Origin of the sequence: Ralstonia sp. 24A2 (assembly GCF_051783885.1) — a bacterium.
In the GTDB taxonomy this organism is placed as follows: Bacteria; Pseudomonadota; Gammaproteobacteria; order Burkholderiales; family Burkholderiaceae; genus Ralstonia.
In genome coordinates this window covers 452,199-464,765 of the sequence record NZ_JBPVZD010000001.1, presented here as the reverse complement: position 1 = coordinate 464,765, position 12,567 = coordinate 452,199, and the positions used below count along the sequence as shown (strand labels likewise).

General features: G+C 64.1%; 10 protein-coding genes. 8 read left to right on the top strand and 2 right to left on the bottom strand.

Annotated elements, in window-relative coordinates; genetic code table 11:
- Positions 1 to 219 precede the first annotated feature (219 nt).
- A complete protein-coding gene (locus ACS13N_RS02140; RefSeq protein ID WP_438930141.1) occupies positions 220 to 885 on the top strand; it encodes a response regulator transcription factor in 666 nt (221 codons plus the stop codon).
- Positions 886 to 937: 52 nt separating this feature from the next.
- On the opposite strand, the gene ACS13N_RS02135 is transcribed toward ACS13N_RS02140, so the two are convergent.
- Positions 938 to 2,773 carry an ATP-binding protein gene (locus ACS13N_RS02135; protein ID WP_438930140.1) on the bottom strand — a complete coding sequence of 612 codons (1,836 nt, stop codon included), beginning with the start codon at positions 2,771 to 2,773 and terminating at the stop codon, positions 938 to 940.
- 222 nt (positions 2,774 to 2,995) lie between these two features.
- On the opposite strand from ACS13N_RS02135, the gene ACS13N_RS02130 reads away from it, so the two are divergent.
- From ACS13N_RS02130 to ACS13N_RS02115, 4 genes are all read left to right on the top strand, one after another.
- The gene (locus ACS13N_RS02130; protein ID WP_438930139.1) at positions 2,996 to 3,994 is read left to right on the top strand and encodes a bifunctional riboflavin kinase/FAD synthetase; all 999 of its coding nucleotides are present in this window, start codon (positions 2,996 to 2,998) and stop codon (positions 3,992 to 3,994) included.
- Between the two features lie 104 nt (positions 3,995 to 4,098).
- A complete protein-coding gene (gene ileS, locus ACS13N_RS02125) occupies positions 4,099 to 6,978 on the top strand; it encodes an isoleucine--tRNA ligase (RefSeq protein ID WP_438930138.1) in 2,880 nt (959 codons plus the stop codon).
- Positions 6,978 to 7,508, top strand: coding sequence for a signal peptidase II (lspA, locus tag ACS13N_RS02120; protein ID WP_438930137.1), 531 nt, complete (start codon positions 6,978 to 6,980; stop codon positions 7,506 to 7,508). Before ileS ends, lspA begins: the two co-directional genes overlap by 1 nt.
- Positions 7,509 to 7,716: 208 nt before the next feature.
- A complete protein-coding gene (locus tag ACS13N_RS02115) occupies positions 7,717 to 8,982 on the top strand; it encodes a DUF4062 domain-containing protein (protein ID WP_438930136.1) in 1,266 nt (421 codons plus the stop codon).
- Positions 8,983 to 9,044: 62 nt separating this feature from the next.
- On the opposite strand, the gene ACS13N_RS02110 is transcribed toward ACS13N_RS02115, so the two are convergent.
- Positions 9,045 to 9,701, bottom strand: a complete 657-nt coding sequence (locus ACS13N_RS02110; RefSeq protein WP_438930135.1) for a YdcF family protein — start codon at positions 9,699 to 9,701, stop codon at positions 9,045 to 9,047.
- 142 nt (positions 9,702 to 9,843) lie between these two features.
- Here ACS13N_RS02110 and coaBC point away from each other — a divergent pair, with 142 nt between their 5' ends.
- The 3 genes from coaBC to dut are packed head-to-tail and all read left to right on the top strand — an operon-like array spanning position 9,844 to position 12,535.
- Positions 9,844 to 11,049, top strand: coding sequence for a bifunctional phosphopantothenoylcysteine decarboxylase/phosphopantothenate--cysteine ligase CoaBC (gene coaBC / locus ACS13N_RS02105; RefSeq protein ID WP_438930134.1), 1,206 nt, complete (start codon positions 9,844 to 9,846; stop codon positions 11,047 to 11,049).
- Complete coding sequence (locus ACS13N_RS02100; protein WP_438930133.1) at positions 11,046 to 12,092, top strand: LLM class flavin-dependent oxidoreductase; 1,047 nt, start codon at positions 11,046 to 11,048, stop codon at positions 12,090 to 12,092. Before coaBC ends, ACS13N_RS02100 begins: the two co-directional genes overlap by 4 nt.
- Positions 12,089 to 12,535, top strand: a complete 447-nt coding sequence (gene dut / locus ACS13N_RS02095) for a dUTP diphosphatase (protein ID WP_021195758.1) — start codon at positions 12,089 to 12,091, stop codon at positions 12,533 to 12,535. Before ACS13N_RS02100 ends, dut begins: the two co-directional genes overlap by 4 nt.
- Positions 12,536 to 12,567 lie beyond the last annotated feature (32 nt).

The following is a 12,567-nucleotide window of genomic DNA, read 5'->3' as shown; positions in this document are numbered from 1 at the left end:
GTCTGATAATCTCGACCCCATAATTGTCCGCGCACCCGGGGGTCGGGGTGCTGCCAGCGGTGATCCGTCGCATATCTCGCTTCCGATCATCCTGCGCCGCAACATTGCGCGGTCGACAACCGTGACGGCCGATCGGCATCAAGCTTGACGGCCAACCGCCCGCGCCGGGTCGGCACGCGTACAACAACAAGAGGGCACTGCCCTCACCGGGGAATAAGAATGACGAGCTCGCTGCGTAGCCTGCTGGTGGTCGACGACCACCCTCTCGCCTTGTCTGGCACGACCACGTTTCTTGCACAAGCCTTGCCTGAAGTCCAAGTGCACGCGGCGATCGGCCGCCGCCAGGCGCTGGCACTCGTCGATGACGGCGTCCGCCCGGACGTCGTGCTGCTCGACGTATGGCTGTCCGACTGCACCGGCTTCGATGCCATGCGCGAGTTGCGCGGCAAGCTGCCCGAGGCACGCTTTGCCTTCATGTCGGCCGAGAACACGCCTGAGATCGTCGCCAAGGCGCAAGCCCTGGGTGCCATCGGCTTCATCGGCAAGCACGCCGATGCGCATGCGTTCTCCAAGGCGGTGGCCGGCATCTTCGGCGGGGACTCGTCGTTCCCGTCGGAAGACGACATGGGTGGTGTCAACGGCAAGGGCAGCGCCTCGCATGGCATCCCCATCACACCGGCGGAACTGGGCCTGACGCCGCGTCAGGGCTCGGTGCTGGCGCTGCTGCTTGAGGGCTTGCCGAACAAGTCGATCGCGCGCCAACTGGGTCTGACGGAGAACACCGTCAAGGAGCACGTCTCGGCGATTCTGCAGCGGCTGGGCGTGCGCACGCGCATCCAGATCATCTCGCGCATGGAGCGCTTCCGCCTGACCGGCGCGGCTTGATCGCCTGATCTGATCACGGCGCCGCATTCGACGGCGCCGCCTCCTTCCTACCTCAGTAAGCGATCTGCGGTTCGGCCGCGCGCCCGCGCAGCCAGCGCTTGAGCAGCACGCGCAGCATGTTCGGGTCCATCGGCTTGGCCAGCAGCAGGTAGCCGGCTTCTTCGGCACGCGCCAGGGCGGCGGAGTTGCGGTCGCCCGTGAGCAGCACGGCATGTGCATCGGGGTGGCTGACCTGCCAGCGCTCGAGCAGTTGCAGGCCGTCTTCCTTACCCGGCAGGCGCAGGTCGCAGAAGATGATCTGCGGGCGCAGGCCCTTCGCGAGCAGTTGATCGGCGGCAGTGCCGTCGGCGGCGCTGTGCACCTCCACACCCCAGGCTTCGAGCAGCGCGTGCCAGGCCTTGCGGATCTGCGGATCGTCGTCCACCACCAGCACCACACCCGAGAAGCGCGGCTGATCCAGCACCGCACGCTTCTGCTCGGCGCGCGGCTGGGCAGCCAGCGGCGCCTTGATCTCGGCGGGCACCGGGCGCAACGCCATCCAGAACATCGACCCCCGCCCCGGCACCGAACGCACGCCAAACGTGCCGCGCAGCAAACGCACACACTCCTTGTAGATCGACAGGCCCAGGCCGAGGCCCTGGCTCGGGTCGCGCTCGGGGTTCTCGACCTGGTAGTACGTCGAGAAAATGTCTTTCTGGTGCTCCGGCGCGACACCGATACCGGTATCCCACACCTCGATGCGCAGATACTTCTGGCGCACACGCAGCGCCACCATCACGCCGCCGCGCTCGGTATAGCGCAGGGCGTTCTGCAGCAGGTTGAACAACGCCCGGCGCAGCAGCACCGGCTCCGCCATACCGAACACCGGCAGCGGCGGAATGCGCTGCGTGAGCGTCAGCCCCTTCGCACGCGCATCGGGCATGAACTGCTGGACCACCTCGGTGATGACCTCGCCCAGATCCACCGGCTCCAGCGTCGGTGAGGTCTTGCGGCTTTCCAGCTTCGACAGATCCAGCAGCGAGCGGAACAGCAGGTCGATGGTGGCCGCACCCGAAGCCAGTTGCTCCACCAGCGGCGCCAGCGACTCTGACTGGTTGCGCGCCCGCAGCGCCTCCACCAGCAGCACGATCGCATGCACCGGCTGGCGCAGGTCGTGGCTGGCCGCGGCCAGGAAGCGCGACTTCTCCTCCGACGCCGACAGCGCGCGCTGCTTCTCGTCCTGATAGCGCCTTGCGAGCTGACGGCTTTCGTTCTCAAGCTGGATTTCGCGCACCAGCGTGTTGTGGATGTTCACAGCATGCCGCGTCAGCAGCGCCGCGAAGAACAGCAGCACGCCGCGCAGGTACAGCCCGTGCCCAGGAAACGCCTGCTCGGCCAGCAAGAAGTGCGGCGCCAGGATGCCGGTCCCCAGGATCAGCAGGCTGGACGGCACCGGCGCCTGCGAAAGCACCGCCGCTGCCGCCACCCCGATGATGACGATCATCAGCAGGCTGCCGAACTCCAGCGACGGCGACATCAGATACAACCCCGCCGAACAGCCCCACGCCACCCCGCCCACGGCCGACATGACATGCATGCCCGTCCACCACTTGCGGGTATGCGCGGCCAGCGTCATGCGGGTCAGGTCGTAGCGATAACCGAAATAGAAGCGCAGGCCCGAGGCGGTCAGGCACAGCATGATCAGGCACCAGCCGAGCAGTGCCGGGCGGATCGAGACATCCCCCCAGAAGGCCGCCATCGTCAAGGCGGGCAGCACGACGGAAGCCGCGATCCCCATGGGGGCGCCGCGATGCACGGCAGCAAGCAGCTTGGCTCGGGCGTCCAGTTCAAGCGGCGCGCGGCTGGCGAGCCCGAACTTGGTGAAGAAGATGCGCAACGGGGCGTTCAAAGGTAGGCGGGGAAGAAACCGGATATGGGATTGTGCCGCAAGGTTACGGCGGGCGGACACACCATTCGGACGATTGTGCAACACCCCTGCCCGTTCGCCCCCGCACCCGCCGACGCTGGGGCAATCCCTTATATAATGTGCGTTTTGCTGGATTTTTGCGGATTGCCACGCCAATCCAGCACGAAAACAGTTTCTTTTTTTCCTCGACCTCCGACGCCTCTCGTGAAAGTCTTTCGCGGCCTGCCCAACGCTGAAAGTCGCGCGCCCTGCGCGCTGACCATCGGCAACTTCGACGGCGTGCACCGTGGCCACCAGTCGCTGCTGGCCCGCGCGCGCGCGGCGGCCGACGCACGCGGGTTGCCGCTCACGGTCATGACCTTCGAGCCGCATCCGCGCGAATTCTTCATGCCGGACCGTGCGCCGACCCGCATCGCGCTACTGCGCGACAAGCTGGAAAGCCTGCGCCGCCAGGGTGTGGACCGCGTGGTCGTGGAGCACTTCAATGCCCACTTTGCCGGCCAGACGCCGGACGAGTTCGTGCGCAACGTGCTGGTCGACGGCCTGCACACGCGCTGGCTGCTGGTGGGCGACGATTTCCGCTTCGGCGCCAAGCGCGCGGGCGACTTTACCTATCTGCAGGCTGCCGGTGCCCAGTTCGGCTTCGAGGTCGAGCAGATGGGCTCGGTGTCGGAGTCCGGCATCCGCATCTCCAGCTCGGCCGTGCGCGAGGCGCTGGCCGCCGGTGACCTGGAACACGCGCGCCGCCTGCTCGGCCACGGTTACGCCATCAGCGGACACGTGGTGCACGGGCAAAAGCTCGGCCGCTCGCTGGGCTTCCCGACGCTGAACCTGCGCATCTCCCATAAAAAGCCAGCGGTATCGGGCATCTTTGTCGTGCAGGTGCATGGGCTGACTGACAAGCTGTTGCCGGCCGTCGCCAGCATCGGCGTGCGCCCGACCGTGGACGATTCCGGCCGCGTGCTGCTGGAAGTGCATATTTTCGATTACAACGCCAGCGTCTACGGCAAGCTGGTGCGTGTCGAATTCATGAAGAAGCTGCGCGACGAGGCCCGCTTCGATTCGCTCGATGCACTGAAAGACGCCATCGCGCAGGACTGCATCGACGCGCGCCACTTCTTCGGTCTGCCGATTCCCGCAGCCGGCGAATCGCCAGCCTTGCGGCGAGACTTCGCCACCTCCGCCACCGACCGAATTCAGTAGGCGGCTGACACACTCGCCGCCCGAAAGCTACGCCGCGCACGCGCCCTGCTCTGATGGACGCGCTGCACCGATCCGATTTGCCCGAATCTGCCCCACATCACACCATGTCCGATTCCAAGAAGCCCACGCCGGAGAAGAGCAAGTACCCGGTCAACCTGCTGGACACCCCCTTCCCCATGCGCGGCGACCTGCCCAAGCGCGAGCCGCAGTGGGTCAAGCAGTGGCAGGACAAGCAGCTCTACAAGAAGATCCGCGCCGCGCGCAAGGGCGCGAAGAAGTTCATCCTGCACGACGGCCCGCCGTATGCGAACGGTGACCTGCACATCGGCCACGCGGTCAACAAGATCCTCAAGGACATGGTGATCAAGGCGCGCGGGCTGACCGGCCTGGACGCCGTCTATGTGCCGGGCTGGGACTGTCACGGCATGCCGATCGAGATCCAGATCGAAAAGCAGTTCGGCAAGGGCCTGCCCGTCAAGGAAGTGCAAGAGAAGGCGCGTGCCTACGCCACCGGCCAGATCGCCCGCCAGAAGGTCGATTTCGAGCGCCTGGGCGTGCTGGGTGACTGGGCTGATCCGTACCTGACGATGAACTTCCGCAACGAAGCGGATGAGGTGCGTGCGCTGGGCAAGATCCTGGAAAAGGGCTACGTCTTCCGCGGCCTGAAGCCGGTCAACTGGTGCTTCGATTGCGGCTCGGCACTGGCTGAAGCCGAAGTCGAATACGCGGACCGTACCGACCTGTCGATCGACGTCGGCTTCCCGTTTGCCGATATCGATGCACTGTCGAGCGCCTTCCACGTGGGCGCCGACGTGCTCAAGGCCAAGCAAGGCTGGATCGTGATCTGGACCACCACGCCGTGGACGATCCCCTCCAACCAGGCGCTGAACCTGCACCCGGAAATCGAATACGCGCTGGTCGATACGACGCGCGGTCTGGTGATCGTTGCCAAGGAGCGCGTCGAGGCCTGCCTGCAGAGCTGGAAGCTGGAGGGCACCGTGCTGGCCACGTGCGAAGGCGCGGCGCTCAATGGCGTGCGCTTCCACCATCCGCTGGCCAAGATGGACGCCGGCTACGACCGCACCTCGCCCGTGTATCTGGGGGACTACGTGACGATCGACACTGGCACGGGCATCGTCCACTCCGCGCCTGCGTATGGCGTGGAAGACTTCCAGTCGTGCAAGGCGCACGGCATGGTCGACGCCGACATCATCAATCCGGTGATGGGCAACGGTGTGTATGCATCGACGCTGCCGCTGTTTGGCGGTCAGATGATCTGGGACGCCAACCCGAAGATCGTCGAAGTGCTGCGTGACTCGGGCAACCTGTTCGACGCGCACAAGCACCCGCACAGCTACATGCACTGCTGGCGCCACAAGACGCCGATCATCTACCGCGCCACGTCGCAGTGGTTTGCCGGGATGGACGTGCAACCCAACGACGGTAACGCCACGCTGCGCGAAACGGCACTCGCCGGCATCGACGCCACCGCGTTCTACCCGTCGTGGGGCAAGCAGCGCCTGCACAACATGATCGCCAACCGCCCGGACTGGACGCTCTCGCGCCAACGCCAATGGGGCGTGCCGATGGCCTTCTTCGTGCACAAGGAAACCGGCGCGCTGCACCCGCGCACGCCCGAGTTGCTGGAGCAAGTCGCCCAGCGCATCGAGAAGAGCGGCATCGAAGCCTGGCAGACACTCGACCCGCGCGAACTGCTCGGCGACGAGGCTGACATGTACGAGAAGAATCGCGACACGCTCGACGTGTGGTTCGACTCGGGCACGACCCACTGGCACGTTATCCGCGGCTCGCACGCGGCGGATCTGTACGACGCCTCGGCCGACCTGCCGGACGGTCGCCTGGCCGATCTGTACCTGGAAGGCTCGGACCAGCATCGCGGCTGGTTCCATTCGTCGCTGCTGACGGCTTCGATGCTGTACGGCAAGCCGCCGTACAAGGGCCTGCTCACGCACGGTTTCACGGTCGACGGCGAAGGCCGCAAGATGTCCAAGTCGATCGGCAACACGATCGCGCCGCAGGAAATCGCCAACAAGATGGGCGCCGAGATCATCCGCCTGTGGGTGGCCTCGACCGACTATTCGGGCGAGCTCGCCATCTCGGACGAGATCCTCAAGCGCGTGGTGGAAGGCTACCGCCGCATCCGCAACACGCTGCGCTTCCTGCTCGCCAACCTGACCGACTACGACCACGCCAAGCACGCGCTGCCGACCGAGCAATGGCTCGAAATCGACCGCTACGCGGTGGCGATGACGGACGCGCTGCAGAAGGAAGTGCTGTCGCACTACGACGTGTACGAGTTCCATCCGGTGGTCGCCAAGCTGCAGACGTTCTGCTCGGAAGACCTGGGCGGCTTCTACCTCGACGTGCTGAAGGACCGCCTGTACACCACGGCGCCGGATTCCGTGGCGCGCCGCTCGGCACAGAACGCGCTGTACCACATCACCCAGTCGATGCTGCACTGGATGGCGCCGTTCCTGTCATTCACGGCCGAAGAAGCGTGGCAGGTCTTCGCCCACGGCACGGAGCACACCGACACCATCTTCACCAGCACCTACTACGACGCACCGGTGCCGCAAGGCGCCAGCGCGCTGCTGGAGAAGTGGGCCGCCATCCGCAACGTGCGTGGCGAAGTGACCAAGCAACTGGAAACGCTGCGCGTCGACGGCAAGATCGGCTCATCGCTGCAGGCGGAAGTGACCGTCGCGGCGGGTGACACCGTGTACGACGCACTGGCCAGCATCGGCGACGATCTGCGCTTCGTGCTGATCACGTCGGCAGCCAAGCTGGAGCGCGCACCGGAAGGCGGCGACCTGCTCATCAGCGTGGTGCCGTCTTCCCACGCCAAGTGCGAGCGCTGCTGGCATTACCGCGCCGACGTCGGCCACGACGCAGCCCACCCGACCCTCTGCAAGCGCTGCACCGACAACCTGTTCGGCGCCGGTGAACAACGGAGCGCTGCGTAATGGCGACTCGTAACAGCGGTAAGAGCAAGTCGGTCGGATTGAAGAAGAGCAGTAGCGGTAGCGGCCATGGCGTAGGCCCGTGGCTGGGCCTGGCGGTCATCTGGATCCTGCTGGACCAGTTGACCAAGGTCGCCATCCTCAAGACCTTTACCTACGGCGAATCGCGCCCCATCACCGGGTTCTTCAATCTCGTGCTGGCCTATAACCGGGGCGCGGCGTTCTCGTTCCTCGCGGCAGCGGGCGGCTGGCAGCGCTGGTTCTTCACGGGCCTTGGCATTGCAGCGGCATTGTTCATCGTGTGGCTGCTCAAGCGGCACAGCGGGCAGAAGATGTTCTGCTTCGCACTGGCGCTCATTCTGGGTGGCGCGCTGGGCAACGTGATCGACCGCGTCATCTATGGCCACGTGGTGGACTTTCTCGATTTCCACCTGAACACCTACCACTGGCCCGCCTTTAACGTGGCGGACTGCGGTATCTGCATCGGCGCGGTACTGCTGATCATCGACGAACTGCGCCGCGTGCGGCGTTGACACCAGTCGTCCTCGTTCAGCGAAGCATGCCAGTCAGTTGAACGCTGACTGGCATTTTTTTTTGTCGGGAGTTGATGATCACCGCCCCGATGCAAGGCGTGTAGGTCCCAGACTACAAACCCGCGTTAAGCATCTGTAGACGGTCATGACAACAACGCGCTGCTCAAGTAATGTTGACCGCCATAGCCAGCGACAGCCTCACACATACATGCATCGCCCAACCTTTTTCATTTCTTCCACGATCCACGATTTTCACGATCTCCGGTCAGCGCTCAAGTTCCATCTTGAGGAGCAGGGCTGCAAGGTGCTAGCGTCGGAATTCAATGACTTCGAGAAGCCGCTGGACCAGCACTCGTACGAAGCCTGCCTGCAAGCTATCCATTCAGCCGACTATTTCGTACTCTTGATTGGCAGCAGGGTCGGGGGATGGTATGACGAGGCCAACCAAGTTTCGATTACCCAGAGGGAATATCGGGAAGCCTATCAATTGTACAAAGCGGGGAAGCTGAAGCTTCTCAATTTCGTGCGCTCAGACGTCTGGCAAGCGAAGGACGATCGCCGTGAACTCGTGAAATTTCTCGAGTCTACGAGTTTGGACAACAAGACACGCAACGCTATCGCAGGCCATCCGAGCAAGTCTGCCTCCAACCCAGACTTTCTGGTCAAGTTCATCAATGAAGTGAGCCGAAATGAAGAGACCAAGCTTGCTGTTCGTGGACAAGGACCGGCTCCTTCCGGCAATTGGGTTCACGTGTTCTCAGGATTTCGCGACATCGTCGATGTCCTGAACGGACAGGCTTTCGCGTCAATCCCGGTGGAAGACATGACTGCGAGGCGGTTGCTTCGACGAGAACTACGAGATTTCGTCGGTCAATGTCTTGTCAAATTCAATGGAGCTGTCCACTCCCCTCGTGTTGTCATCGACCGCTTTCACGAAGCACATCCAATTACGCTCGAAGGGAGAGCCAACGATTTCACGACAGTCAGCGCCAAGCGCTGGGACATGATCTCGACATTCTCCATCCATCTACTGGGGCGTACGCTACATCCGGTCGTTCTTCCTCAGGTACTGTCCAGACCAACTTTTTTGGAGTTCGATCTAGCGACCAATTCGTACCGTGAAACACCGGTTCAGGATGCTCTGGTGCACCTGCAGGAGGAGATCCGCAGGTTTAATCAAGCAAACACATCGGAGAACTTGGCCGTCATCTTCCAGCACACGCCGCGTAATCGCACAAACAGGGCCGACAATATTGAAATCGAAACAGTAAAACTTGCTGGCCTACTCCACCTGCTCGACAGATGGTCCAATGTTCTTGACCTTTCTGCCAGCGTGCTCAAGCACTTGGATGGCGAGCCCTTTGTATTGCCGAACCTGCGCCCCGACACTCCTGTTCAGGGAATGCAATCAGCCCTCGACGCTGAGAGGGCGACTGACAGCGACATCACGTCTTACTTGGCTAATGGCGGCTAGACGGTTCGCCAACGTGCGCGCAAAATCCCTCGCCATGCGCCGCTCGGCGCCGGTCCAGCGGATCAACTCGTGCGTTTTGATGGCGACATCGTCCCCAGCGTCGCGGAAGGCTTCGGTGCGCGGTATCGAATCGCGTACCACGCCCGTTTGACGTACTCGGCCAGGATCGAGCCGCTCTCGTAAAGCGGCAGCGATTTGGCTAGCGTATCGCCCGGAAACACGCCGCGCACACCCCATGTCACCTCGGGCCACACTTGGCGGAAAGCCTTGAGCGCACGGCCGGTGTGATACCAGCTCGTGACCAGCACAGCGCTATGGATGTCCTTGTCCGCGAGCGTCTGGCGCGTCATCCGAGCGTTTTCCATCGTGCTGCCCGATTCGCATTCATGGTCGATGCGATCCGCCGGCACGCCGGCCATCACAAGGCGGCGCACGATCACCAGGCAATCGCCCTGCCCGCTCACGAACACACGCGGCGCCACGCCTGCGTGATACAGCTCGGCCGCGCCGATCACACGCTGGCCCGATTCCCCACCCAGCACGACGATCACGTCTGCGCGGGCGGGTACCGACTCCTCCCGTAACCAAGCCTTGGACTCGCGCACGAGCACGGCACCAATCACCACGGCGACGATAGCGCCAGCGCCAATCACAGCCAATACGTTGCGAACTGCCGGGCGACGAAAAACCGGACCAAAAACCATATCGAGAATGCGCATTTGAGGACAAATCCAGGCGCCGGACGCGCCTGAAGCCAAGCCGGTATCATCGCCACTGTTCAGCGGGCAATGCAAACACTGGGGCACCGGGTTGTATCCTGCCCACGCACATTGCGTCAATCGGATTCAAAAGCAGGTGTTTATGGAACTGCAAGGCAAACATTTCGTGCTCGGCCTGACGGGCGGCATCGCGTGCTACAAGTCGGCCGAACTGGTACGGCTGCTGACCAAGGCCGGCGCTACGGTGCAGGTGGTAATGACCGACGCCGCCACGCACTTCATCACGCCGGTGACGATGCAGGCGCTTTCCGGGCGCCCCGTCTTCACGTCCGAATGGGACAACCGCATCGGCAATAACATGCCGCACATCGACCTCTCGCGCGAGGCCGATGCCATCGTCATTGCCCCAGCGTCGACGGACTTTCTCGCCAAGCTCGCGCACGGCATGGCGGACGATCTGCTCTCCACGCTGTGCATCGCGCGCGACTGCCCGCTGCTCGTCGCTCCCGCCATGAACCGGCAGATGTGGGCCGCGCCCGCCACGCAACGCAACGCCACCCAACTGCGCGCCGATGACGTCACCCTGCTCGGCCCCGATGCCGGCGATCAGGCCTGCGGCGAAGTCGGCGACGGCCGCATGCTGGAGCCGGAAGACATCGTCGAGCGGCTCATCGGCTTCTTCCAGCCCAAGCTGTTGCGCGGCCACCGCGTGTTGCTGACGGCCGGGCCGACATTCGAGCCGATCGACCCGGTGCGCGGCATCACGAATCTGTCCAGCGGCAAGATGGGCTTTGCGCTGGCGCGGGCCGCATCGCAGGCCGGTGCAGAAGTCACGCTCGTCGCGGGGCCGTGTCACCAGGACACGCCCGCCGGCGTGCTGCGCATTGATGTACAGACCGCCCAGCAAATGCACGACGCCGTGATGCGCGAGCTGGATACAAGCAAGAACGACATCTTCATCGCCGTGGCTGCCGTGGCCGACTGGCGTGTCGCACAAGCCGCCGATCAGAAGCTCAAGAAACAGAACGACACCGACGTGCCCACGCTCGCGTTCACGCAGAATCCGGACATCCTGGCTGGTGTTGCTCGCCGCCCGAACGCGCCGTTCTGCGTCGGCTTTGCGGCCGAAACGGAGCGTCTGGAAGAGTTCGGTGAGGCCAAGCGCCAGAAGAAAGGCATTCCGCTGCTGGTCGGCAACCTCGGCCACCAGACCTTCGGCCGCGACGACAATGAAGTCGCGCTGTTCGACGCCAAGGGCATCACGCGCCTGCCGCGCGCCGACAAGCTGACGCTGGCGCGCCAGATCGTCGCCGCCATCGCTGATCGTGTGAACGGAGCGCGCTCATGAGCACCCCCATTCGCCTATCCGTCCTCGACCAGAGCCCGGTCATCTACGGCCACAGCGCGCGCGATGCCATCGCCGCGACGGTCGACTTAGCGCAACTCGCTGATTCCCTCGGCTACACGCGCTACTGGTGCGCCGAGCACCACGGCCTGCGCGGCGTCAGCAACCCCGCGCCGGAAGTGATGATCGCCCGCGTGGCGAGTGCCACGAAGCATCTGCGCGTCGGCTCCGGCGGCGTGATGCTGCCCTACTACAGCCCGTTCAAGCTGGCCGAGCAATTCCGCCTGCTGGAAGCGCTGTTCCCCAACCGCATCGACCTGGGCGTCGGCCGCGCACCGGGCGGCGACATGCGCACGGCTGCTGCCGTCGCCATGGGCGACTACAACCGCGGCGACATCTTCCCGCAGCAGGTGCAGGAACTGATCTGGCACCTGACGGGCACGCTGCCGTCCGATCACCCGGCTTATGGCGTGCTCCTGCAACCCGAGATCGACACCAAGCCTGAGCTGTGGATGCTCGGCTCCAGCGATTTCGGCGGCGCACTGGCGGCCCGTCTGGGCATCCGCTTCGCCTTCGCGCACTTCATCAACCCGCACGTCGGGCACATCGTCACGCAGCAGTACCGCACGGACTTCGAACCGAACTACGACGCACGCCCGTACAGCGCCGCCGCTGTCTTCGTGATTGCCGCAGACACGGAGGCCGAAGCGCGCCGCTACGAAGCCGCCGTCGACCTGCGCCGCCTGCAGATGGCACTCGGCGCCAACGGCCCGATCCCGACGGTCGAGCAAGGCGAAGCCCACGTCTATACCGAACGCGATCAGGCCATCGTCATGCGCGAGCGGCCGCGCAGCATCATCGGCACGCCCGAGTCCATCGCCGACCAGATGCACACACTCAAGGACCGCTTCGTCGCCGACGAACTGATCGTGCTGACCGTCGCACCGAGCTACAAGGCCCGCCTGCGCTCGTACGAGTTGCTGGCCGAGGCGTTTGCGCTACCATCTCCCGCTTCTGTCACCTCCTCTTCGGCCTGCCCCGCATGAAACTCGACGTCAAGATCCTCGACGCCCGCCTGCACGAACAGCTCCCGCAGTACGCCACCACCGGCAGCGCCGGGCTGGACCTGCGCGCCTGCATCGATGCCCCGCTCACCATCGAGCCCGGCACCACGCACCTGATCCCGACCGGCATGGCCATCCACCTGGCCGACCCCGGCTATGCGGCGCTGATCCTGCCGCGCTCGGGCATGGGCCACAAACACGGCATCGTGCTCGGCAACCTGGTCGGCCTGATCGATTCGGACTACCAAGGTCAGTTGATGGTCAGCACGTGGAACCGTGGCAGCACAGCCTTCGTGCTCAACCCGATGGAGCGCCTTGCGCAACTGGTGATCGTGCCCGTGGTGCAGGCCGAACTGAACATCGTCGATGACTTTGCGGAAAGCGACCGCGGCGCAGGTGGCTTCGGCAGCACTGGGCGTCACTAAGCATCGTCCACGCACATAAAAAAACGGCCCGG